24 protein-coding genes and 1 tRNA gene are annotated in these 23,395 nt (G+C 65.8%); 15 read left to right on the top strand and 10 right to left on the bottom strand.

The features are described from left to right. Nucleotides 1-215: 215 nt before the first annotated feature. From MUK72_RS12935 to MUK72_RS12910, 6 genes are all read right to left on the bottom strand, one after another. Nucleotides 216-1,304: an ABC transporter permease gene (locus tag MUK72_RS12935; RefSeq protein WP_244701596.1), complete on the bottom strand. Its 1,089-nt coding sequence runs from the start codon at nucleotides 1,302-1,304 to the stop codon at nucleotides 216-218. Continuing rightward, entirely contained in the window at nucleotides 1,301-2,563 is a 1,263-nt protein-coding gene (locus MUK72_RS12930; RefSeq protein ID WP_244701594.1) for an ABC transporter permease, read from the bottom strand. Before MUK72_RS12930 ends, MUK72_RS12935 begins: the two co-directional genes overlap by 4 nt. Beyond that, nucleotides 2,560-4,116, bottom strand: coding sequence for an ABC transporter ATP-binding protein (locus MUK72_RS12925; RefSeq protein ID WP_244701592.1), 1,557 nt, complete (start codon nucleotides 4,114-4,116; stop codon nucleotides 2,560-2,562). The genes MUK72_RS12930 and MUK72_RS12925 overlap by 4 nt, the downstream gene beginning before the upstream one ends. Nucleotides 4,117-4,182: 66 nt before the next feature. Next, the gene (locus MUK72_RS12920) at nucleotides 4,183-5,328 is read right to left on the bottom strand and encodes a BMP family lipoprotein (protein ID WP_244701590.1); all 1,146 of its coding nucleotides are present in this window, start codon (nucleotides 5,326-5,328) and stop codon (nucleotides 4,183-4,185) included. A gap of 46 nt (nucleotides 5,329-5,374) precedes the next feature. Beyond that, nucleotides 5,375-6,727, bottom strand: a complete 1,353-nt coding sequence (locus MUK72_RS12915; RefSeq protein WP_244701588.1) for a phosphohexomutase domain-containing protein — start codon at nucleotides 6,725-6,727, stop codon at nucleotides 5,375-5,377. 38 nt (nucleotides 6,728-6,765) lie between these two features. Beyond that, nucleotides 6,766-7,224 carry a DUF5793 family protein gene (locus MUK72_RS12910; protein ID WP_244701587.1) on the bottom strand — a complete coding sequence of 153 codons (459 nt, stop codon included), beginning with the start codon at nucleotides 7,222-7,224 and terminating at the stop codon, nucleotides 6,766-6,768. 138 nt (nucleotides 7,225-7,362) lie between these two features. Between MUK72_RS12910 and MUK72_RS12905 the strand changes: the two genes are divergently transcribed. The 9 genes from MUK72_RS12905 to MUK72_RS12865 all read left to right on the top strand — a co-directional run bounded on the left by MUK72_RS12905 (nucleotide 7,363) and on the right by MUK72_RS12865 (nucleotide 15,593). After that, nucleotides 7,363-7,878 carry a DUF7549 family protein gene (locus MUK72_RS12905; RefSeq protein ID WP_244701586.1) on the top strand — a complete coding sequence of 172 codons (516 nt, stop codon included), beginning with the start codon at nucleotides 7,363-7,365 and terminating at the stop codon, nucleotides 7,876-7,878. Between the two features lie 39 nt (nucleotides 7,879-7,917). Then, nucleotides 7,918-8,571, top strand: a complete 654-nt coding sequence (locus MUK72_RS12900; RefSeq protein WP_244701583.1) for a class I SAM-dependent methyltransferase — start codon at nucleotides 7,918-7,920, stop codon at nucleotides 8,569-8,571. Nucleotides 8,572-8,595: 24 nt separating this feature from the next. Then, a tRNA-Gly gene (locus MUK72_RS12895) sits at nucleotides 8,596-8,666 on the top strand. Nucleotides 8,667-8,825: 159 nt separating this feature from the next. Next, nucleotides 8,826-10,265, top strand: a complete 1,440-nt coding sequence (locus MUK72_RS12890; RefSeq protein WP_244701580.1) for a sugar transferase — start codon at nucleotides 8,826-8,828, stop codon at nucleotides 10,263-10,265. Nucleotides 10,266-10,439: 174 nt separating this feature from the next. Continuing rightward, nucleotides 10,440-12,335 (top strand): 2-oxoacid:acceptor oxidoreductase subunit alpha, encoded by a 1,896-nt coding sequence (locus tag MUK72_RS12885; RefSeq protein ID WP_244701578.1) that lies wholly within the window; start codon nucleotides 10,440-10,442, stop codon nucleotides 12,333-12,335. Nucleotides 12,336-12,338: 3 nt separating this feature from the next. Further along, the gene (locus MUK72_RS12880; protein ID WP_244701576.1) at nucleotides 12,339-13,286 is read left to right on the top strand and encodes a thiamine pyrophosphate-dependent enzyme; all 948 of its coding nucleotides are present in this window, start codon (nucleotides 12,339-12,341) and stop codon (nucleotides 13,284-13,286) included. Between the two features lie 58 nt (nucleotides 13,287-13,344). Further along, on the top strand, nucleotides 13,345-13,773 hold the full coding sequence (gene lrpA1 / locus MUK72_RS12875; protein WP_004055562.1) for an HTH-type transcriptional regulator LrpA1: 429 nt from the start codon (nucleotides 13,345-13,347) through the stop codon (nucleotides 13,771-13,773). Between the two features lie 495 nt (nucleotides 13,774-14,268). After that, nucleotides 14,269-14,973, top strand: a complete 705-nt coding sequence (locus tag MUK72_RS12870) for an acyl-CoA synthetase family protein (RefSeq protein WP_244701573.1) — start codon at nucleotides 14,269-14,271, stop codon at nucleotides 14,971-14,973. Nucleotides 14,974-15,032: 59 nt separating this feature from the next. Then, nucleotides 15,033-15,593: a GNAT family N-acetyltransferase gene (locus tag MUK72_RS12865; RefSeq protein WP_244701570.1), complete on the top strand. Its 561-nt coding sequence runs from the start codon at nucleotides 15,033-15,035 to the stop codon at nucleotides 15,591-15,593. Nucleotide 15,594: 1 nt separating this feature from the next. Here the strand turns inward: MUK72_RS12865 and MUK72_RS12860 are convergent, their stop codons facing one another. Next, entirely contained in the window at nucleotides 15,595-15,900 is a 306-nt protein-coding gene (locus MUK72_RS12860; protein WP_004055559.1) for a hypothetical protein, read from the bottom strand. 262 nt (nucleotides 15,901-16,162) lie between these two features. Here MUK72_RS12860 and MUK72_RS12855 point away from each other — a divergent pair, with 262 nt between their 5' ends. Continuing rightward, nucleotides 16,163-17,575, top strand: coding sequence for an adenylosuccinate synthase (locus MUK72_RS12855; RefSeq protein ID WP_244701567.1), 1,413 nt, complete (start codon nucleotides 16,163-16,165; stop codon nucleotides 17,573-17,575). On the opposite strand, the gene MUK72_RS12850 is transcribed toward MUK72_RS12855, so the two are convergent. Beyond that, entirely contained in the window at nucleotides 17,512-17,799 is a 288-nt protein-coding gene (locus MUK72_RS12850; RefSeq protein WP_244701562.1) for a hypothetical protein, read from the bottom strand. The genes MUK72_RS12855 and MUK72_RS12850 overlap by 64 nt on opposite strands. A gap of 40 nt (nucleotides 17,800-17,839) precedes the next feature. Here MUK72_RS12850 and MUK72_RS12845 point away from each other — a divergent pair, with 40 nt between their 5' ends. Both MUK72_RS12845 and MUK72_RS12840 read left to right on the top strand, forming a co-directional pair. Continuing rightward, nucleotides 17,840-18,034, top strand: coding sequence for a methytransferase partner Trm112 (locus tag MUK72_RS12845; protein ID WP_004055557.1), 195 nt, complete (start codon nucleotides 17,840-17,842; stop codon nucleotides 18,032-18,034). 2 nt (nucleotides 18,035-18,036) lie between these two features. After that, nucleotides 18,037-18,690 carry a DUF7524 family protein gene (locus MUK72_RS12840; protein WP_244701559.1) on the top strand — a complete coding sequence of 218 codons (654 nt, stop codon included), beginning with the start codon at nucleotides 18,037-18,039 and terminating at the stop codon, nucleotides 18,688-18,690. Between the two features lies 1 nt (nucleotide 18,691). Here the strand turns inward: MUK72_RS12840 and MUK72_RS12835 are convergent, their stop codons facing one another. Both MUK72_RS12835 and MUK72_RS12830 read right to left on the bottom strand, forming a co-directional pair. After that, nucleotides 18,692-19,750 (bottom strand): DR2241 family protein, encoded by a 1,059-nt coding sequence (locus MUK72_RS12835; protein ID WP_244701556.1) that lies wholly within the window; start codon nucleotides 19,748-19,750, stop codon nucleotides 18,692-18,694. Further along, a complete protein-coding gene (locus MUK72_RS12830) occupies nucleotides 19,750-20,622 on the bottom strand; it encodes a CbiX/SirB N-terminal domain-containing protein (protein WP_244705336.1) in 873 nt (290 codons plus the stop codon). The genes MUK72_RS12835 and MUK72_RS12830 overlap by 1 nt, the downstream gene beginning before the upstream one ends. A 336-nt stretch (nucleotides 20,623-20,958) precedes the next feature. On the opposite strand from MUK72_RS12830, the gene MUK72_RS12825 reads away from it, so the two are divergent. The 3 genes from MUK72_RS12825 to MUK72_RS12815 are packed head-to-tail and all read left to right on the top strand — an operon-like array spanning nucleotide 20,959 to nucleotide 23,394. After that, nucleotides 20,959-21,480, top strand: a complete 522-nt coding sequence (locus MUK72_RS12825; RefSeq protein WP_244701552.1) for a DUF7523 family protein — start codon at nucleotides 20,959-20,961, stop codon at nucleotides 21,478-21,480. A gap of 25 nt (nucleotides 21,481-21,505) precedes the next feature. After that, nucleotides 21,506-22,993 carry a cysteine--tRNA ligase gene (gene cysS, locus MUK72_RS12820; RefSeq protein WP_244701548.1) on the top strand — a complete coding sequence of 496 codons (1,488 nt, stop codon included), beginning with the start codon at nucleotides 21,506-21,508 and terminating at the stop codon, nucleotides 22,991-22,993. Beyond that, nucleotides 22,990-23,394, top strand: a complete 405-nt coding sequence (locus tag MUK72_RS12815) for a hypothetical protein (RefSeq protein ID WP_244701545.1) — start codon at nucleotides 22,990-22,992, stop codon at nucleotides 23,392-23,394. Before cysS ends, MUK72_RS12815 begins: the two co-directional genes overlap by 4 nt. Nucleotide 23,395: the final 1 nt, after the last annotated feature.

The raw sequence follows: 23,395 nt of genomic DNA, 5'->3' as shown, positions 1-23,395 counted from the left end.
GTGGCGGCGATCCGGTTTACACTTACTGGAAGCCGCGATCCGTTCCGTCTTCCGCGACGAGCTCGTTGAGATTGGTGTCAAGCAGACGCTCTGCCTCGTCCTGCCAGTCGCGAACGCGCATCGCTCACGTACCGGTGTGGTCGTCATCAACTCACTGTTCGTGGCACTCGTTCGGGACCGATCGTCGAACGGATCTCGATACTGAAAAAGAGGGTTCAGTCCTCGCCGGACTCGTAGTGATCGCCGGCGGCCGAGGGAACGCGCGTGTGGCCGACGAGCGCGAGGACGACGATCACCGTGACGTAGGGGATCGTCTGGACGAGCGAGCTCGGCACCGCGTAGGCCGGGATCTGCTGGAGGCGGAGCTGGAGCGCGTCGAGCCCTGCGAACAGGACGGAGGCCCCGAAGGCACCGAGTGGGTTGTAGTTGCCGAACAGGTAGGCGACGATGGCGATGAACCCCTTGCCGTTGACCATCGTCTGGCCGTTGCCGATGAACTGTCCGACCTGGCCGAGCGAGAGGCCGACGCCGCCGATGCCCGAGAGCACGCCCGAGAGCGTGATCGCCAGATAGCGCACCCGCGTCACGTCGACGCCGGCGGTATCGAGCGCCTTCGGGTTCTCGCCGCTCGCACGCACGTGCCGGCCGAAGGCGGTCCGATTGAGCACGTACCAGCCGCCGCCGACGACGAGGAACATCAGATAGACCGTCGGGCTGGCGTCGAACAGCACCGGGCCGACGAACGGCAGCTCCGAGAGCACGGGGATCGTCCACGTGCCGAGTGTACCCACGCTGTCGGTGTTGACGCTGCCGTAGACGACCGTCGCCGCGAACGGTGCGAGCCCGAGCGCGATGAGCCAGACCGCGAGCCCGGCGATGATCTGATCGGCGCGGAATTTGATGCAGACCACCGCGAACAGCAGCGAGAGCAGCGTGCTCGCGAGCACGCCAGCGACGAAGCCGACCCAGATGCCCGGAATCGAGAACACCGAGCCGACCGCGTCGGTGACGAACACGCCGGTGAACGCCGAGATGATCAACAGTCCTTCCAGTCCGATGTTGATCACGCCGGCCTTCTCGGCGAAGATACCGCCGACGGCCGCACAGGCGATCGGCACCGCGAGCCGGAGCGCCGCGCCGAGCGTGCTCTCGCTGGTCGCCAGCCGCAGCAGGTCGCCCGCGAGCGTCTCGGGAAAGACCAGACCGTAGAGGGCGGCGAGCACCACCAGCGCGGCCAGCCCGTAGGCGAGCCCGCGCCGGAGATCGCCGCCGTCTAGCGCCGATCGCAACCGTCCGACGCTCATCGTTCACCCCCTGAGTCGCCCGCGTCGCCACCGGTCGATGGTGGCTCTGTGGGGGTCCGCTCGCCGCCATCGGTGGCGACGGCCGGCTCGCGATCGGTCGTGACGAACCGCTTGCCGAGCAGCCGGAAGAACTCCGGCATCGCCACGAACAGGATGATCAGCCCGCGGAGCACGCCGACCAGCTGGATCGGGACTCCGGTCGATAGCTGGACGGCCAGCGAGCCGCTCTTGAGCACGCCGAACAGCAGCGCCGCGGGCACCACGCCCAGCGGGTTGTTGCCGGCGAGAATGGAGACGGTGATGCCGTCGAAGCCGAGCGCGGGCACGCCCGTCTGGAACCGACCGAGCACCATCAGCACCCAGACCGCGCCGCCGATGCCCGCGAACGCTCCCGACAGCGCCATGCTCGACACGATCGTGCGCTTGGCGTCGACGCCGCCGAACCGTGCGGCCTCGGGCTGGAGCCCGCTCGTCCGGAGATCGAAGCCGAAGGCGGTGTACTTGATCAGGTAGTAGAGGCCGGCAACGAGCACCAGCCCGCCCACGAACGCGACGATCGAGAAGTCGCTCCCGGAGCCGAACAGCGCCGATTCGAGCACCGCAGCCGATGGGATCTCGCTCGTTTCGACCGACTGGCTGTCGGGTGCGGCGAAATACGCCGACACGATGAAGAAGGCGAACTGTGCGGCGACGAAGTTGAGCATGATCGTCGTGATCACCTCGTTCGCATCGGCGTAGGCCTTGAGAACGCCGGGGATCGCCCCGTAGAGCGCGCCGCCGAGTGCGCCGGCGAGGATGCCGAGCGGTACCAGCAAGAATCCGCCGATACCCGTCAGGAACGGTCCAGCGACCAGCACCGCGATGGCGCTCGTTAGCCCGCCGATGACCAACTGTCCCTGCGAACCGATGTTGAACAGCCCGGCTCGGAAGGCCACCGCCACCGACAGTCCCGTGAAGATCAACAGCGTGGTCTCCTTGAGCGTGAGCGCCACGTTGAAGTTGAACGGATCGGAGAGGAGGTTGCCGAACGCGCCCGACACGAGCACGGTATAGACCGAGATCGGGTTGTAACAGGATGTGAGACCGAACACGCCGTAGGCCGGTTCCTCGCAGGTCGCGGCCGTCCCCGAGACGAAGACGATCAGCCCGCCGACGAGCACCGACGCCACGAGCGCCGCGAGACTGAGTCCGAGTCGCTCGGCCCACGACGCCGCTACGAGTCGCCGAAGCCCGCTTTCGATGCGATCGCGCGCGCTCATCGCTCACCCCCGTCGGCGCTGACGCTCTCGGCTGTCGCCGACTCGTCGAGGTGTTCGCCGGCCATCAGCAGTCCGAGCTCCTCTTCGGTCACCGTATCGGGGTCGACGACATCGACGAACTCACCGTCGTGCATCACCGCGAGCCGGTCGGAGAGTCCGCGCACCTCCGCGAGATTCGCCGAGATGAGAAGCACCGCGACGCCGGCCGCACGGAGCGCGAGCAGCCGGTCGTGGACGAACTCCGTCGAACCGACGTCGACGCCCCTGGTCGGGTGGGTCGCCACAACCATTCCGGGATCGCGCTCCAGTTCACGGCCGACGAGGAACTTCTGCTGGTTCCCCCCCGATAGTGACTTCGCTCCCGCCTCGGGGTTCGGCGGGCGCACGTCGTAGGTCTCGATGACGTCGCTCGCGTGCTCGCGCGCGCTCGGCCAGTCGATGCGTGTCCCGCCGACGGGCGGGGTGTGCTGACTGCCGAGCACGCCGTTCTCGGTGAGATCGAACTCCATGACGAGCCCACGCTCCTGGCGATCTTCGGGCACGTAGGCCATCCCGCGCTCGATGTGGCCACGCCGCGAGACACCCGCCAAATTTTCGCCGTCGAGCGTCACCGTTCCCTCATTCGGCGATCGGAGCCCGGTGAGCGCCTCGACCAGTTCGGCCTGGCCGTTGCCGTCGACGCCGGCGACGCCGAGGATCTCGCCCTCGCGTATCTCGAAGTCGACGTTCCGGACCTGATCGGTTCCCTCTTCGGTGACCGTGAGTTCGTCGACATCGAGCACCGTCCCGCCGGTCTCGACGGACTCGGTTTCGATATCGAGCACGACCTCGCGGCCGACCATCATCTCGGCGAGCTGTTCGCGACTGGTCTCGTCGGCGTCGACGGTACCGACGTTCTCGCCGTCGCGGAGGACGGTGATGTCGTCGGCGACAGTCATCGCTTCGCCGAGTTTGTGCGTGATGAACAGGACCGTCTTCCCCTCGGCGGTGAGTTCCTCGAAGACGTCGAACAGCTCCTCGACCTCCTGTGGGGTGAGCACCGCCGTCGGCTCGTCGAGGATCAACAGGTCGGCACCGCGGTAGAGCGCCTTCAGGATCTCGACACGCTGGCGCTCGCCGACGCTGATCTCCTCCACTCGTTCGTCGGGATCGACGGCGAACCCGTAGCGTTCGGAGAGATCGCGGACCGCTTCACGCGCCCGCGAGCGGTCAGTCGCGAGTCCGCCCCATTTGGTGGGTTCGTTGCCGAGCACGACGTTCTCGCCGACGGTCATCGGCGGTACGAGCATGAAGTGCTGGTGGATCATGCCGACGCCGGCGTCGATGGCGTCGCGTGGCGCGTCGAACTCCCGGACCTCCCCGTCGAGTTCGATCGTTCCTCCCTCGGGCTGGTAGAGTCCGTAGAGGACGTTCATCAGCGTGGATTTGCCAGCACCGTTCTCGCCGAGCAGTGCGTGAACGCTGCCCGTCTCCACGGTCAAGTCGACGGCGTCGTTGGCGACGACGCCCGGAAAGCGCTTGGTGATATCGTCCAGGACGACCGCGTCGGTCATGCGTCACCCACGCCCTGCGGTCCGTCCCTCTCGTGGGTTCTGTCGTGGTCGAACACGGCTTGTCGATTACGAGCCCGAACCGGGTTTCTTCGGCACTTCGATATCGCCCGAGACGATCTTCTTCCGGGATTGCTTGAGTGCGTCTTTGACCTCCTTGGGGATCTCGGGGCCGAGCTGTTTGCCGTAGACGACCTCGACGCCGTCCTTTTCGAGACCGAGCGTCTTCGTGCTCCCGCCCTTGAAATTCCCGTTGACGACGTTCTCGACGGCGGTGAACACGGCGTTGTCGACCTGTTTGACCATGCTCGCGAGGATCACGTCGGAGAACTTCGGTGAGCTCTTCGACTGGTCGGAGTCGACGCCGATGGCGTAGCGGTTCTGCTCGCTGGCCGCCTGAAACACGCCGATGCCGGTCGCGCCGGCGGAGTGATAGACGATGTCCGCACCGTCGTTGTACATCGAGACCGCCGCCTCCTTGCCCGCACCGGGATCGGAGAACGAACCGGTGTAGGCGACGTTGACGCTTGCGTCGCTGTTCGCGTGCTTGACGCCCTTCTCGAAGCCGGCCTGGAACTTCTTGATCAGCGGGGCCTCCTCGCCGCCGACGAAGCCGAGTTTCGCGTTGCTGGGATCGGTCTTGCCGCCGCCGGCGCTCATCTCCTTGGTCGTTAGCAGCCCGGCGAGATGGCCGACCTGGAAGGAGCCCTGGTGCTCCTTGAAGACGTAGTTGGCGACGTTCGACTCCTCGACGACGCCGTCGACCAGCAGGAAGCTCTGGTCGGGGAAGTTCGGCGCGACGTCGGAGAGCGCGCTGACCTGTGCGAACCCGATACACGAGACGAGATCGTAGTTCGGATCGGTCGACTGTGCGTAGCGGCGCTGGAACGTCGGGAAGTCGGAGTTCTGCTCGGGCTGGGCCTGGTTGAAGCTGATGCCGAGCTCCTTCTTCGCGCGTTTGACGCCCCGGTTGGCCATGTCGTTGAACGACTTGTCGCCCAATCCGCCCTTGGCGTAGACCATGCCGATGTTTCCGCCCGAGCCACCGGAGCCGCCCGAGCCACCGCTCGTTCCGTTGCCCGAGCCGGTGCCGTTGCTCCCGCCGCTATCGTTCGATCCACCTGACCCGCCGCCACCGCCGCTCGTACAGCCAGCAAGGCCAGCGATACCTGCCGCACCCGCGACCCGGAGGAACTGCCGTCTGTCAGAGGACATACTCTACCCATATCAATGACGATGATGATTTAAATCTATCGGAGGTTTACGCCGGAAGTGCCGCCTCGATCGCCCCGACCGTCCGCTCGACGAGCGCATCGACCCGCTCGCTCTCGGCGTAGACCCTGACCTTGGGTTCGGTGCCGCTGGGTCGGACGAGCACCCAGCCGTCGTCGAGTTCGATACGAACCCCGTGGGCGGTCGAGCGCTCGCCGTCGGGGAACGTCTCGCCGAGGCTGTGCGCCAGCTCGTCCATCACCGCCTCTTTGCGTTCGTCGGGACAGTCCACGCTCACCTTCCGGTAGGGACGCTCGGCGACCGGTTCGCGAAGCGTGTCGAGCCCCGATTCGGCGACCAGTCGGGCGAGTGTCGCGGCGCTCGCCACGCCGTCGATCCAGGGCCCGAGTGCGGGATGGATGTGTTTCCAGGGTTCGGCCGCGAAGACGACCGCCGTTTCCTCGTCGCCGGCTGCGCGCGCTGCCGCGATCCCCTCGTGGAGCGCGCCGAGTCGCACGCGTTCGACGCGCCCACCCGCTTCCGCGACGCGCTCGTCGATGCGCGAGGAGGCGTTCGGCGTCGTCACGACGACGGGATCGCCGACGTCGCTCGCACGGGTGTACCGCTCGGCGAGGATCGCCACGATCGTGTCCTCGTGGACGATCTCGCCGTCGCCGTCGAGCACGACGACCCGATCGGCGTCGCCGTCGTGGGCGAACCCGAGCTCCGTCTCGCTATCGGCAACGAACCCCCGAAACTCCGCGAGCGTTTCCGGCGTCGGCTTCGATCCGCGGGCGGGGAAGTGGCCGTCGACGTTCGCGTTGACGCCCGTCACGTTGGCCCCGAGCGCCGAGAGCACCTGCGGGGTCGCCCGGCTGGCCATCCCGTTGCCACAGTCCACGCTGATGGTCATCCCGCCGAGGCCGCCACCGTGTTCGCGAGCGTAGTCCGCGACCTCGGTGCGATAGGCCACGAGCGGTTCGACGTGCTCGGTGTGTCCCCACTCGTCCCAGTTCGCCGGTGCGTCCCTGGCGTCGACGCGCTCCTCGATGCGCGCCTCGGCGTCGTCGCCGTACTCCTGGCCGTCGGCGAACAGTTTGAGCCCGTTGTCCGTCGGCGGGTTGTGACTCGCCGTGACCATGATGCCGCGCCGCCCGCGCGAGGCGAACGCCAGCGCCGGCGTCGGGAGCACGCCGGCGCGGCGAACGTCCGCACCGGCGCTTTCGAGACCGGCTTCGAGCGCCGCGAGCAGCGCCGAACCGGTCTCGCGACCGTCGCGGGCGATGACGAACTCGGTGTGCGGGGCGTCCGTGCCGGCTGCGCGACCGACCGCAAGCGCGAGGCTCGGCGTGACGCGCTCGGTGGCACTACCGCGGATGCCCGCGGTGCCGAAGAGGTTCATGGACGGTTTTCGGACGGAGGGCTATTTAGTCGGGCGGTTTAGAGTTCGACGCCGCCGGGGATCAGGCTGTGCTGGCGGACGAGGTTGCCGTCCTCGTTGTAGACGAGAAACGTCGATTTCTCGTGGGCAAGCAGCCGCTCGCCGTCCTGCTCGACGGTGATGCGATAGCGACCGTCGTCGTCGGTGTGCTCGCCATAGGCCCGCGCCGCACGGATGAAATCGAGGACGCCGTCCGCGTCGGCGTTCAGTTCGAGCACGAAATCGCCGGTGATGCGGTTGGTGATCGAGAGCACGCCCTCGTTCTCCGCGGAATGAAAGCGGTAGTTGACGTCGGTCTCCTCGGCATCGACGACGGCATCGTCCGTGCCGGCGAGACGCGACTGGAGCACCTCGTTCGGCCCATCGAACTCGATGGCGACCGTCGGCTTGCCGGGTTCACCCCCGGCCGCAACCCACTCGGTGTTTGTGACGTGAATGTCGAAGTTCTCGCGCCTCATTCGGTTCTGTTCGGCCTATGTCCCCTGTCGTCATGAACGTAACGCCGGGTGTCCTCGCTCCCCGCCATGGGTTCGCTCGCCACAACTACCGATGGGTTTTACCCACCTCCACCGGTAGCACCACTGTGATTCGATATCATGGATCGTGCACCCGAACTCGCGGCGTTCGCGGCCTTCGTCGCCGCGCTGATCCCGTGGTCGGTGTCGGTTTCCGACGGCGCGTTCGCCCAGTCGATCGTCGTCCGGTTCGTCTTCGGCGCGGTCGAGCTCTCCTTCGGCGCGCGCTCGCTCGACATGACGCGGACCGCGGTCCCCGTCACCGACGTCGGCTCGCAGTATGGCGGCGATCTCGCTCGGCTGGAAACGCTCTGGCTCGTCGCGGCGGCGCTGCTCGTCATCGCGCTTGTGCTGGCGCTCGCGCTCGTCGTCGCTGGCGACCGCCTGCTCGTGGGGGCGTTCGATCCGGTGCGAGCGATGGGTGCGCTCTGTCTCGGCATGGCGCTCGTCCTCTCGGGCGCGATCTGGCTGCTCTGGCAGCGGACATCTCCCGTGCCGATCCCGATCGGCGTGATCGCGCTGTTCCTGTTCGGTGTGGGACTACTCACCGTCGATCACACGCGTGATACTCGCACGAGCACCGGCGCGAGCGGATAGCGATGGGTTGAACCGCCCAGCGGCGAACCCAGTTCAGCAATGGGCGATCCGAGCCGGCGCGACGTGCGCGAGACCTACGACCGTATCGGCGGCCACTTCGCGAAGACCCGCGCACACGCGTGGCCGGCCGTCGAGCGGTTCGTCGATCGGAGCGACGGTGTCGCGCTCGGTCTCGATCTCGGCTGTGGCAACGCCCGCCATGCCGCGGTACTTGCCGATCGTGCCGACCGGGTCGTCGGGCTCGACGCGAGCCGGACGGTCGTCGAGGCGGCACGCGAACGCCGCGAGCGCGAAGGATTCTCCGTCGATCTCTGTCAGGGCGACGCGACTCGCCTGCCGATCGCGTCCGAGACCGTTGGATTGGCGGTGTACGTCGCCACGATCCATCACCTTCCGACCCACGAAGCACGTATCGCGAGTCTCGACGAACTCGCACGTGTTCTCGCTCCTGGCAGGCGTGCACTCGTGAGCGCGTGGAGCACGACACACGACCGATTCGAAAAGAACGAGGCGTTCGACACGACGGTCGACTGGACACTGCCCGGCGGCGAGACTGTCTCCCGCTACTACCACATCTACGATCCGGCGGCGTTCGCGGACGATCTGCGCGAGAGCACGCTCGCCGCCGATCGGATCTTCGAGGAGCGGGGCAACTGCTACGGCGTGGTGCGTGCCGAAGGGAAACGAACTTAATCGGTGCGGCGATACGTCCCGTGAGCGCCAGTGGTCTAATGGTAGGACAAGGGCCTTCCAAGCCCTCGGTCGGGGTTCGATTCCCCGCTGGCGCATCCGAGCCAATCGGATCGGCGCTCGATTCTTTCCTCGGTAATCGTGCTCTCTCGGCGCTACGATGGCTTTTTTGACCGATGGCGTTTGCGCTTGCATCAGCCATTCCACAATACTTATGCCCGCTGCTGGCACTCGTTTATTCGATTCGCTCGTTCAGCATGGACCCCAACACCGGATGGCGATATCGCGTCGCGAGCAGTTTCGGCGCAAGCGTTCTCGTCGTCTGTGCGATCGCCGTGGCGAACTATCCGTTCGTCCAGAGACTGGTGACGACGATCCCACTGCTCGATCGGCTCCCTGTGACGGTACTGTCCGGTGGGGCGCTGGTGGTGGCGATGGCGACGGCGCTGGCGGTGTTGGCCGCCGCGCTGTTGACGCTGTTCAAACCCCATCCGCGGCGCATTCTCGATACGATCTCGCTCACGCTCCGGCGGCTTTTCATGGGCGCGCTCGCGCTCGCGGCGATCGGTTATTTCGATTACACCTATCGACTCCCGCGGACGACGTTGGTGGTGACGACGCTGTTGCTTTCGGTCGCGCTGCCGGCGTGGTTCGTCGCCATCCGCCGCCGGCCGGAGCCGACCGCCGAGCGCGCGGTGTTGGTCGGCGACGACCCGGACGCGATGGGTGAACTGCTCGCGACGACCGACCTCCCGATCGTCGGCTACATCGCGCCAGCGATCCGCTACGACGCCGATCGGAACCGTCCGTCGATGGGCGTCGCCGACGGCGGGCAAGCGCTCGACGGGCGGCTCGACGAGATCGATCATCTGGGTGGTCTCTCGCGACTCGACGATCTGCTGATCGAGCACGACATCGATACGGCGGTGCTCGCCTTCGAGCGCTCGGATCGCGCGGCCTTTTTCGGTGCGCTCGCCACCTGCTACAACCACGGTGTCACCGCAAAGGTCCACCGCAAGCACGCCGATAGCGTGCTCACGAGCGGTACGGGCGTCGGCGAACTCATCGACACCGAGCTCGTCCCGTGGGACTGGCAGGATCGCATCATCAAGCGGGGGTTCGACATCGCCTTCGCGCTCGCGGGGCTGGTGGCGCTCTCGCCGATCATCATCGCCATCGCCGCCGCGATCAAACTCGATGACGGCGGGCCGCTCTTCTATGGCCAGGAGCGAACCGCCGAGTTCGGCGAGACGTTCCAGGTTTACAAGTTCCGGAGCATGATCCCCGACGCGGAGGCGGCGACCGGCGCGAAACTCAGCGAGGAGGACGCCGGCGGCGTCGATCCGCGTGTCACGCGCATCGGGCGACTGCTCCGGCGGACACATCTCGACGAGATCCCGCAGCTCTGGTCGATTTTCGCCGGCGACATGAGCGTCGTCGGTCCGCGTCCGGAACGTCCCGAACTCGATGACGACATCGAGACGAACCTCATCGAGTGGCGTCGACGCTGGTTCGTGAAACCGGGACTGACGGGTCTCGCACAGATCAACGAGGTTACAGGTTACGATCCGGAACGAAAGCTCCAGTACGACGTGAAATATATCAATGAACGGTCGTTTTGGTTCGATCTCCAGATCGTCGTCAGACAGGTCTGGCTCGTTCTGAGCGACCTCGCCGAGACCGTCAGTAGCCGTTGATCGGCTCCCGATCACGAATTTCGGCGAGGCCGTCAGCGGCCGTCTCGACCACCGGAACGTCATCATCGACTGAGAATATATACCAAACCCACATGATTGATGAGTCTTGATATACCGGAAACCCTTTTATAACGCCCTCGCAAAGGACGAACCAGGAAGTCGGCGAGGGAAACTATGACAGGAGATGAACTCATCTGGCGGATCGCGGGCGGTTCCGGTGACGGGATCGACTCGACGAGCCAGAACTTCACGAAGGCGCTGATGCGCACGGGGCTGGACGTATTCACACACAGACATTACCCATCGCGGATCCGCGGCGGCCACACGTATGTGGAAGTGCGGGCGGCCGATCACGCAGTGAAATCGCGCGGCGACGGCTACGATTTCCTGCTGGCGCTGGGCGATAGTTTCGCCCGGAACCCCCAGGACGGCGAGGCCTACTATGGGAATGAAGAGGTCAAACCGCTCACGGAGAACCTCGACGAGCTGCGCGAGGGCGGGGTGATCGTCTACGACGAGGGGCTGCTCGACACCGACGAGGTCGAGAACTTCGACGAGCGCGTCGAGGCAAACGACTGGCACGTCTACCCGCTCGATCTCCGAAGCCTCGCACGCGAGCACGGCCGCGAGATCATGCGCAACACCGCGGGTGTTGCAGCAACGGCCGCGTTGATCGACATGGATACGGGGATCTTCGAGGAGCTGATGGCCGACACGATGAGCGGCGAGATGCTCGAGACCAACGTCGAGGTGCTCGAAGAGGCCCACGCGGCGGTCAGCGAGATGGAGTTCACGCACGATCTCGAAGTCCCGACGGGCAGCCACGACGAAGAGCAGGTGCTGCTGAACGGGAGCCACGCGGTCGCATACGGCGCGATCGACGAGGGCTGTCGGTTCATCGCGGGCTATCCGATGACGCCGTGGACGGACGTGTTCACGATCATGACTCAGCACCTCCCCTCGATCGGCGGGATCTCCGAGCAGGTCGAAGACGAGATCGCGGCGGCGTCGCTGGCGATCGGTGCTTCCCACGCGGGCGTCAAAGCCATGAGTGGCTCGTCCGGTGGCGGGTTCGCACTGATGAGCGAACCGCTGGGACTGGCGGAGATGACCGAGACGCCGCTCGTGCTCGTGGAAGCGATGCGGGCTGGTCCCTCGACGGGGATGCCGACCAAACCCGAACAGGGCGATCTCGAACACATCCTCTACACGAGTCAGGGCGACTCCAATCGTGTGGTCTTCGCTCCCGGAACGGTCGCGGAGGCTTACGAACAGTCCAGAGAAGCGTTCCGAGTCGCCTACGAGTACCAGATTCCGGTCGTGATCGTGATCGACCAGAAGCTTTCGGGTGAACTCGCAAGCGTGCCGGCGAGCCACTTCGATCGCGAGCCCAATCCGGATCTCGGCAGCGTCCTTTCCGAAGAGGAGATCCAAGAGGCACCCCATCACGCATCGGGGACGTTCAACCGGTTCCGTCACGACCCCGAAGACGGCGTGAGCCCGCGAAGCATTCCCGGCCAGAAGGATGGCCGATTCCTGGCGACGGGCAACGAGCACACCCCGCAGGGCCACATCGAGGAGAGTCCGGACAATCGCGTCGCGCAGGTCGACCGGCGCACGCGCAAACTCGAATCCATCCGTAGCGACCTGGACGACAAAGAGCACTCGAACCAGACGTACTACGGGCCGGAGGACGCCGAACACGGCATTATGGTCTGGGGAAGCCAGCAGGGCAGCGTCGAGGAGGCCGTCGACCGCCTGAACGAGCAGGGCGAATCGGTGAAGATGCTCGGCGTGAGCGACCTGATGCCCTACCCGAAAGAGGACGTGACGGAGTTCCTCGAATCGGTCGACGAGTGTCTCGTCGTCGAGATGAACATCACCGCCCAGTTCCGTGGGCTCACCCAGAAGGAGTTGGGGAGATTCGGCGAGAAGATGTCGAGCCTGCTGAAGTACAACGGCAACCCGTTCGAGCCGGCCGAAGTCGTCGAAGGGTTCGACATCCAGGTGAACGGCGGCGACGAACCGCCGACGGCACAGACGCGGATCGAACCGGCAGCAGGTGATTAAGACATGAGCAAATCATTCAGCGCGATCGGACAGGCGGAACAGGGCGAGGAGATCGACCGGGAGGCGTTCACGCCGGGCATCGAGCCGCAGGCGACGTGGTGTCCGGGCTGTGGTGACTTCAGCGTGTTGAAGGCGCTCAAGGGTGCGATGCCCGAAGTCGGGCGCACGCCCGATGAGACGCTTCTCGTCACCGGAATCGGCTGCTCGGGCAAACTGAACAGCTACTTCGAGTCCTACGCGATGCACTCGATCCACGGGCGTTCGCTGCCGATCGCCCGTGCGGCGAAACTCGCGAACCCAGGATTAGAGGTGATCGCGGCGGGTGGCGACGGCGATGGGTACGGCATCGGCGGCAACCACTTCATGCACACCGCCCGCGAGAACCACGACATGACCTACATCGTGTTCAACAACGAGATCTTCGGGCTCACGAAGGGCCAGACGTCGCCCACCAGCCCGAAGGGTCACGAATCGAAGACCCAGCCCCACGGCTCGGCGAAGGACCCGATCCGACCGCTGTCGCTGGCGCTGACGTCGGGTGCGTCGTACGTCGCGCGGACGGCGGCGGTGAACCCGCGGCAGGCGACGGAGATCCTGACCGAGGCGATCGAACACGACGGGTTCGCCCACGTCGACTTCCTGACGCAGTGTCCGACCTGGAACAAGGACGCAAAGCAGTACGTTCCGTACACGGACGTTCAGGACTCCGAGGACTTCGACTTCGACGTCCACGACCGTCAGGAGGCCGCCGAGATGATGCACGAGACCGAGGACAAACTCTACGAGGGCGAGGTGCTCACTGGGCGCTTCTACGTCGACGAGGATCGTCGCTCGTACGGCGAGGAGAAACGCTCGACGGGTGAGATGCCCGAGGAGCCGCTGGCCGAGCGCTACTTCGACGAGGAGGCCGACTGGGAGCGCAGCTACGATCTCCTTGACGCCCACAAGTAAGTCGCCAGCGCGTTTTCTGATTCGGAAGATCTTTTTTCATGGACACCAACTAGTCGACATGAGCGCGGACTCCACCGAGGACCGCATTCTCTCCGTTCTGGAGGAGGATGCGCAGGCCTCGTACGCCGACATCGCGAACCGAGCGGACGTCTCGAAGCCCACCGTTCGCAAGTACATCGACAAACTCGAACGCGACGGCGTTATCACGGGCTATTCGGCCGATATCGATCCGAAGAAGCTCTCCGGGCGCTCGATCGCGCTCGTCGGTATCGAGGTCGAGAGCGGCCGCTACGTCGAGACGACGCGCACCATCACGGAGCTCGACGAGATCGAGACGCTCTACAGCTCCAGCGGCGACCACATGCTGATGGCCGAGATCCGCGCGCCTGACGGCAACGCCGTCGGTAACGTCATCGCCGACGACATCCTCTCGATCGAGGGCGTCACCGCCGCCCACCCCTCCTTCTTGCAGGAACGACTCAAATAGAGCTCCGTTCTCTGCGGGCGGGCTGTACTCTCGCGTTGCTCGGTCGCACTCGCCGTTCACGATCCACTGTGTTCGCCAGTTATCAACTGGATTTCGTTCGCGTCATTCCATCGGCATAGCGTCGTACCCGCCCCGCTGCACAGTATTGCCCCGCAGAAGCTCACGCTCCCTGCGTTCCCGTGAGCCACAGGCGAACGGGTGCTCGGAGCGCGCGAAGCGTTCTCCGGCGGTCGCGCTCACCCTTCATCCACCAGGAGCGCGTTGTCGTTCGAGAGCGAAGCTCCCCCCCCTCCTCCGATGTCGTCAGAACACGGGCCGTTCTGGCGCACGTCGAGCGCTGTTCGACAAGACGAACGACGCTTCATGTTGTCTTTCGGACTCCGCAGAGTCTGCGGTCGTGACGCGGCCACAGACGGCAGGGCAACGACTGTAACCGCACCGTCTCCGGTAGCCATCGGCCGGCGGGTTTTCACGCCACGGGCGCGAAACGACGGCATGGACACGCTGCGCGGACTCCTCGCACGTGAGCGTCGGGACGAGGAGATCGTCCTCAACGACGCCACCACCGGCCGCGAGTACGACGCCCGCCGACTCCTCACGAACGCCTGGAAGACGGGCAACTTCCTGCACCACTGCGGTGTCCGAAGCGGTCACACGGTCGCCGTCGTCGGTCGGACTCCCGAAGCACTCCTCGGCTTTCTCGGTGCGGTGTCGCTCGGGGCCATCACCTGCTTCGAGCCGTCCACGACGACCGACGCGCGTGCGGTGATCGCGCCGACCGACGAGATCGACGGGTTCGAGCTTCCGCCCGGCGGCACGAAGATCGCCTACGGCGACCCTCCGGACGACGCCCACGTCGAATACTTTGAGCGCGACGTCTGGAGCGAGAATCCGACGCTCGTCCCGGCGACGATCGATCCCACCGATCCGGTTCTCGCCACCGATGGAGCACGGGTTACGCACGCCGAGATGCTCACTGCCGCCGAGAGCGCGATCGAATCGGTGGCCATGCAGGAGAGCGAGACGATCGCCGTGCGCGCACCGCTCTCTCGACCCGGGACCGTCGCGGCCGGCATCGTCGCCCCACTGCTCGCCGATGCGATCATCACGCTCCCGAACGGCGATACCGTCGCCGATGTGGCGATCGCGAGCGACGACGCACCCGAACCGCGATTGCTCGATCCGGCGGACTGCTTTTGAGTTCTCGACTTGTCGAATCGATTCGAAAGAAACATCCATGTGGCGTTCGCGCATCGGCCATGCCAGGAACGCGCATCGAGCAGGGTGAGCGGGTCACGCTGCGGACCGTCGAGCGCGAGGACAGCGAGTTCCTCCAGCGTGCACACGCAAACCCCGAGATCCGCTACCCGCTCGGCACCATCACGCACATGAACGACAGCGAGATGGACGACTACTTCGAGGAGTTCATCGAGGACGAACACAACGTCGGTTTCGTCGTCTGTCTCGACGATGCAGGGCCGGACCACCCCGAGGAGGACGAAAGCGAGCCGATCGGCGTCGTCACTGTCAGGCGCGTCGACTGGGATCGACCCAGCCTGGCCTACTGGCTCGTCCCTGACCATCACCAAAAGGGCTACGGCAAAGAGGCGGTCTCGCTCGTCGTCGAGTACGTCTTCCGGACGTTCGACGTCCACAGCCTCGGCGCGCACGCCTTCGATTTCAACGCGGCCTCGCGCGGGCTGCTCGAATCGCTCGGTTTCGTCGAGGAGGGTCGTGCGCGCGAGAATCGATTCATCGATGGCGAGTACCGCGATTCGTTTCAGTACGGACTGTTGCGCCGCGAGTGGCGCGAGCAGTGAGCTACGAGGTGGCTTCGGCCGTATCGCTGATCTTCATCCCCGAGAGTTTCTCGACGATTGCGTCGACCTTCCCGTCGAGCTCGTCGACGAACTCCTCGGTACGTTCGGTCGTGATCGCACCCTGGCTCGACGGCTCGATGAGCGATTCCTCTTCGAGAACGCGCAGCGAGTAGCGCACCTTGTGATGGGGGTAGCCCGTCTCGTTGGACATCTTCACGATGCCGATCGGTTCGCTCTCGATGACCATCCGCAGCACCTGCAGATGGCGTTCCAGCATATCGACCTCTTTCTCAAGTCGGTCTATCATGGCATTTGTTAACTCGTGCGTGAGGGGTTTAAACGTTACTCCTCCGGATTCCGGTCGAAAAATTCAGCCACAGTGGGACGATTGCGGTTGGTCGGCCCGTCGTCACCGGATTCGCTATTCCGGGAGTTAGTGGCCATGTATCATATACTTTCTGGCCCTCGACACCGAATGACGATGAATACCATCGAGTGGTGTTCGACGTCACCGCCGTGGCTGCCGGCACATCGAAATCGGTTTATCCGGAAGGTCGGAACCGAAGGACATGACAGTCACCATCGTCGGCGCACAGCTCGGCGACGAGGGCAAGGGCGGAATGGCCGACCGCTGGAGCGAATCGGCCAGCGTGGTCTGTCGGTATCAGGGCGGCGACAACGCCGGCCACACCGTCGTCCACGACGGCGAGGAGTACAAGCTCTCGCTGGTACCGAGCGGTGCCATCCGCGGGACGACGAACGTGTTGGGCAACGGCTGCGTCGTCAATCCCGAGACGCTGTTCGAGGAGCTCGACGCGCTACAGGAGCGTGGCGTCGATCCCGACGTCCGGGTCGCCCGCCGCGCGCACGTCATCTTCCCCTATCATCGCGTTCTCGACGGCATTGAGGAGGACGTCAAAAGCGAGAGCGACTTCGACGTCGCCACCACCGGTCGCGGCATCGGCCCGACCTACGAGGACAAGGCTGGCCGGCGCGGCATCCGGATCGGCGACCTGCTCGACACCGACGTGCTGCGCGAACGCCTCGAATACGTCGTCCCGCAGAAGCGCGCGCTCGCCGAGGAGGTTTTCGGCGTCGAGACGGGCGAGGCGTTCGATGTCGACGCGCTCTACGACCAGTATTCGAGTTTCGGCGAGCGCCTCGCCGAGGAGAACATGACCGTCGACGCCGGGACCTTCCTCGCCGACCACATCGACGATGGCGAGGACGTGCTCTTCGAGGGTGCACAGGGGACGATCCTCGACATCGACCACGGCAACTACCCCTACGTGACCTCCTCGAACCCGACGGCCGGCGGGACCTGCACCGGCACGGGACTCGGACCGGGGATCGTCGGCGACGGCGAAATCGTCGGGATCGCCAAGGCCTACCTCTCGCGAGTCGGCACCGGTCCCCTCCCCACCGAACTCGGTGGCGTGGTCGGCCAGACACCCGACTACGACGAGGACACCGAGCGCGGCGACGAGGCACTCGCCACGGAACTCCGCGAGGCCGGCGGTGAATATGGCACCGTCACGGGTCGACCGCGACGCATCGGCTGGCTCGACATGCCGATGCTCCGCCATTCGACGCGCGCGAACGGGTTCACGGGACTCGTCGTCAACCATATCGACACGCTCGCCGGGCTCGACGAGGTGCGGGTGGGTCACGCCTACACGCTCGACACCGATGAGCGAAGCTCACCGAGCAATCGGGACACCAGTCCCGATGATAGCGAGGAGCGACTCACGCTGCCGGCGACGACCGAACGATGGGCCGACTGCGAAGCGTCCTTCCGTCGCTTCGACGGCTGGGACGACGCCGACTGGGATGCGATCGCCGATGAGGGCTACGACGCACTCCCCGAGAACGCACGCGCGTATCTGGATTACATCAGCGAGGAACTCGACGTCCCGATCTACGCCGTCGGCGTCGGACCGGGCCGTGAGCAGACGGTCGTCCGCGAGGACCCGCTCGCGTAGACGACACCGCACAGTACCGCCTCCGCCGAAGCCCTCGGCGCGCGCTCACTTCGTTCGCTACTCGCTCCCTCCGGTCGCTCGCGCGCCTCGCCCTTCATCCACCAGGCACCGCTACCGAACCGCCAGCCGCGGCCACGGACCGCACCGCCCGCGGGCCGCGGCGCGGCCGCCCGCAACCGTGCCACCCCGCGACCGCCGCTGGGCGAGCGCCACGCTTTTATCACCGCCGGTCGTCGTCTCGCGCATGAATTGGGGCGAGCGACGATGAAGGAGTCGCTGATGGAGATCGTGCGATGTCCGATGGACAAGCAGGAGCTCGAACTCGAAGTCATCCAGCGAACCGATGACGAGGTGCTCGAAGGCCGACTCGTCTGTTCTGAGTGTGGCGAGGAGTATCCGATCGAGGAGGGGATTCCGAACCTGCTCCCACCGGACATGCGCGAGGACGCGCCGGCCTGAATATGGCTGAGTCGACCGCTTCGGGGACGCTCTCGGTTCATCTCAACCGTGCGGAGCTCCACGCCGTCGAGCTGCCGACGACGTTCGCGAGTTCGGATTCGTTCGTCGTCGAGCTCGATAACCACGGCGAGGCGACCCACGTCCACCTCCGTCTCGACGATGCGCTCTCGGAGATCGCCTCGATCCCGACGAGTAACCACTACGTCCGTCCGGGCGCGACGGTGCGCGTTCCGATCCGCGTCCACGAGAGCGGCCCGGTCACGGGCTACCTCACCGTCGCCACCGCCTACGGCAGCCAGACCGAGGAGGTCGAGGTCGCGATCGAGCCGGCCGCCGGAAAGCAGCGCGTCGAGATCGACGAATCGCTCATCGAGCGCACCGATGGTACCGTCGATGCCGGCCCGACGAGCTCCCCGACACGGTCGTCGGGCGGCGCGACACGATCGCGATCGACCGGGAGAACGCGATCGAGCACCGGGGACATGTCACGATCGAGCAATGCGGGCGGTCTCGACAGTTCGGGACTGCTCGGTGCCACGGCGGTGGTGATCCTGCTGGGGATCGCGCTGCTGTTCGTCGAGGGTGTTGCCATGTATATCGGCGCAGTCGCCGTTCTCGCCGGGCTCGTCGTCGCTGGCTATCTCCTGCTCTCCTGACTCAGTTTTTCTCGCGCAGACTCTCGAACTCGCCGTCAGCGAGTCGCTTCGCCCGGAGGTAGCGCGCTCGATATCGATTCGCGCCGTCGCCGACGTCGGCCTCGCGGATCTCGTCGACGCGTCCGTCGGCGACCGCATCGACCAGGTCCCCCAACTGCGAGCGCTCGCTGGGCGTCAGTTCGAGCTCGTAGGTGCGCGTCTCCTCGCCTTCGAGGACGGCGAACTGTCGGGCGGCGGCGACGACGAGCGAACACGGCTCCCGACAGGGGAACTCGCCGTCGCCACGGGGTGCGTCGAGGGGTGTCTCTTCGTCCTCGTCCCACTCGCGGCGTTTGAGGCACTGCGAGTCGACACAGCAGGCCTCGGCCAGGTTTTCGACGCTATCGACATCGAGATCGTCGATCACGCCGTAGATCCCCGTCTGGCGCTCGGCGGTCTCGCGGAAGTGGCTGACGTCCAGCTCGCCGGTCCGCTCGCGATACCAGTTCGCGACCGTCGCCGGATAGAAGAACTCCACCGTGCGCACGAGATCGCGACCGTCGAGATCGGCGAAGCGCCAGCCCGCTCGAAGGGTGGGTGCGGTCTTCAGCGGGCGATAGTCGCCGTCGTCGTCGAGCGTGCTGATCTCGCGTGCCTCGCGCGGATCGTGGTAGCTGTCGAGCTCCGCGACGGCAGTGGCCACGTCGGTCGTATGGCGGAGTTCGTAGCTGCGCTCGCCGTCGGTACCGAGCGTCGCAGTGACGAGCAGTTGGCCCCACTCGCGCGTGAGACCGTCGACGAGCGTCTCGTAGCGTTCGCGCACGCCGAGTTCGCTCGCGTGCTCGACCCAGCGGAGGAACGCCTCGTTCGTCTCGCTCGTCGCGCGCCAGTAGTGCCAGTTCGAGACGAACCAGGGGTTCTCCGTCGCGAGCGCGTCGAACTCGTTCTCACTGAGGCCGTCGTGGCTCACTTCCGGCGTCGCGAAGGCGTAGCCCGCGTCGTCCCGCGAGGCCGACAGCCCGTCGCAGGTCACGCCGTCGGCGGCGGCCTCGCGGAGCGCCCGTAGTTGGGAGTCGTCCATCAATCACCGGCCGCCGGCGTGGCGGTCCGTTTGCGGACGATGTCGAGCGCCTCGTCGACGTCCGCACCGGCGTCGGCGGCGCGTTCGAGCAGCACGTCGGCCATGAGCGGTTCGGTCCCGACCGCACCGGCGTACCAGATGCGGTGGCCCTCGACCTCGGTGGGGACCTCGTAGCCCTCGCGGTAGTCGTCGGTCAGCCCCATGTCTTCGGGGATGTCCTCCTGGGTGTGGTAGCCATCGGCGACGAACAGCGGCACGACGACGACGTCCTCGCTCTCGAAGTAGTCGGTCACGTCGTCGACCTCGGGCTCTTCGTCCATGAACAGCGCATTGACCTCGTCGAACCGGTCCATCTCGCGGACGCGATCGGCGTGATACTCGATCGCCTTCGCCGAGTTCTCGTTGCGATTCGTGCCGTGGCCGACGACCGCGAGGCCGAACCCCTCGCCCACGTCCGGATCACTCGTCACGGATTCGGCGCGTTGGACGATGACGTCGGACATGGCGGGATGGGTGCCGACCGGACCACAGTAGTGGATGGTCTTGTCGACGTCGGCGGCCGTGAGAGTGGCCGTGTCGGCGTCCGTCCCGTTGGAATTCCACAGCGAGACGTCCCAGTCCTCCAGGCGGAGCTCGCGCGGGATGACTTCCTCGGTGAAGTAGCCCTCGCTCACGAACAGCGGCACGACGTAGACCTCCTCGCTCTCGACGGTTCTGAGGACCTCCCGGAAGGAGGGTTCCTCCTTCCAGAACGCCTCGCGCACCTCGTCGAAGGCCCCCGCCGCGCGCACGGTGTCGGCGTGGGCGAAGGTCGGATCGTGCGAGCCGGGATTCAGGTGCGAGCCGTGGGCGACGATGACCAGTGCCGGCATACTGAAATCGAGGAGTGCGACCGGTTTAGTGGCTTCGCCTCCCCGCTCTCGGGGTCCGAACCAGATCGCTTCAGAGTCGACGAACAGGACGGTTGCGGTCGGCGCGCGCTCGCGCTCGTGTGCGAGCCAAGCGAGCACCGAGCGCGGATCGGCGTGCGAGGGATGAGCACCGCAGCGAGCGGAGCGAGCGAGGAGCGCAATCGGCTGGGGAGGCATGTGGGCGGTGGCGGTGCGGTTGCGGCTTCTCATTTGTATCAGGACTCGCGGTCTCGGTGCGATACATCGTCCACGATTCGGTACGTCGAGTTTTTCGTGCTCGACAGTTCACTCCGAAGCATGACCCTCGCCGCCGACACCAGACGCGCGGTGCGTCGAACCCCGTTCGTGTTCGAGGCGCTCCGAGCGGGCGTGCTCAACTACACCGCCGCCGCACGATTCCTCGACGTCGGTGACCTCGATCCGGTGGCCGCTGCGCTGCGGCGCTACGCCGAGGAGCTGCCCGATCACGAATCCGATGCGCGCGACGCCCGCGTGACGATGCAGAGCGGTCTCGGTGCGGTGGATATGGCCGAAATGGAAAGCGGGACGAGCGACGAAAACGAGGCGCTACTCGCGGTCGGCAGCCACGCGCTCGTGCCCGATGCCGGGTCGCTGACGGGCGTGCTCGCCACCGGGGAAGTCGATGCCCAGGCGCTCGCGCACGTCCTGGATCGGCTGGCCGTCGAGGGAATCGACGTGATGGCCGCGGGTGTCGCCGGCGACGGACTCGTGGTCGTGGTGGATCGACGAGCGGGTCCCGATGCGGTGCGGATCATCGAGGACGCGCTCGCAGGAGTTGTGACGACTCCGACGGATTGAAGCGCTGGCCCGCGTAGATGGGACGATGACGCTGCGCGTGGCGAACACCCTCACCGGCGAGCGCGAACCGTTCGAGCCACAGGACCCCGACTCCGTACTGCTCTACTACTGTGGCCTGACGGTCTCGGATCGCGCTCATCTCGGCCACGCGCGCAGCTGGGTCCACGTCGACGTGATGCACCGCTGGCTCGAACACCTGGGCTACGCGGTGCGCCACGTCGAGAATTTCACTGATGTAAACGAGAAGATCGTCGCCCGCGTGGGCGAGGACGACCTCGGCGACTCCGAGAGCGCGGTCGCGCGCGGGTTCGTCGAGAAGACGCTCGACGATATGCGCGCGCTCAATCTGAAGCGTGCGGAGGTCTACCCGCGGGTTTCCGAACATATCCCCGAGATCATCGACCTCGTCGAGCGACTCGTCGAGGGCGGGCACGCCTACGAATCGAACGGCTCCGTCTATTTCGACGTGGGAAGCTTCGAATCGTACGGCGAACTTTCGAACCAGCGCCTCGACGAGATCGAAGCGCAGGGCGAGCCCGACGAGCGAAGCGAGAAGCGCAGTCCAGCGGACTTCGCGCTCTGGAAGGCCGGCGGCGTCTCGTCCGATGCCGTTTCCGAGCATCGCCACGACGAGAGCGTCGAGCCGTCGTCCGGGCAAACCTGGGAATCGCCGTGGGGCGAGGGCCGACCGGGCTGGCATATCGAGTGCTCGGCGATGAGCATGGCCCATCTCGACGAGACCATCGACATCCACGTCGGCGGGCGCGATCTCGTCTTCCCCCACCACGAGAACGAGCGTGCCCAGAGCGAGGCCAGTACTGGAAAGGAGTTCAGCAAATACTGGCTCCACGCCGACCTCTTCGCGATGGACGACGAGAAGATGAGTTCGAGCCTCGGCAACTTCATCACCGTCGACGAGGCGCTCGCCGACTACGGCCTGAACGCGATCCGCACCTTCCTGCTGTCGGGCAGCTACAACAGCACCCAGACATACAGCGAGGCGGCCATCGAGGAGGCCGTCGAGCGTGCCGAACGGCTCGAACGCACGCACGAGCGGGCGGTCGCGGCGCTCGACGGGCCCGACGCACGGACGAACGTCGAGGATGGCCGACTGCGCGATGCCGTCGACGACACACGAGAGGCGTTCACGACCGCGATGAACGACGATTTCAACACCAGGGGCGCGCTCGCGGCGCTGCTCGAACTCGCGACGGTGATCAACTCCCGGCTCGACGCCGAGGACGAACACGACTATCGGGCGCTCAAGCGGGCGGTCGAGACGTTCGAGGAGTTCGGCGAGGGAATACTCGGCCTGAGCTTCACCGAGGAGACGACGGGCGAGGTCGGCATCGCCGACGAGATGATTGAACTCCTGCTCGACGTGCGCGAGTCGGCCCGCGAGGTCGGCAACTACGACCGTGCCGACGAGCTCCGGACCGAACTGGAGGCGCTCGGCGTCGAGATCCAGGACACCGACGACGGCCCGACCTATCGCCTGGAGGCGGGCGAATGAAATCCGGCGAGCATTTCCTGCTCAGCATCCCCGTCGTCGGGTGGGTTCTCGCACGCACCGACGGGCGCTCGCCCCGACAGCTGGCGGCGCTCGCGGCGTATGGTCTGGGACTCGGGGTGCTCATCGATCTCGATCACTTCGTGCTCGCCCGACTGCGCGTCGGCGACTGGCATCACTTCACGGACTGTCTCCGGGATCCGAAGCGCGTGTTCGTCGATCAAGAAAACCTCTTCGAGGGAACGGGCGAGATGGCCAGCTTCCGACTGCTGAGTCACGTCCTCATCGGCGGCGCGCTGATCGCGCTCGCGCGGCGGGTGAGCCGCCCGGTCGAGAGACTCACCGAATCCGTTCTCTTCGTACACGTGCTCGCGGACCTGCTGCGAGACAACGAGATCGTCTGAG

The sequence above is a fragment of the Halococcus dombrowskii genome, from assembly GCF_022870485.1.
Taxonomy (GTDB): Archaea; Halobacteriota; Halobacteria; order Halobacteriales; family Halococcaceae; genus Halococcus; species Halococcus morrhuae.
This window is presented reverse-complemented; position numbering and strand designations above follow the sequence as displayed.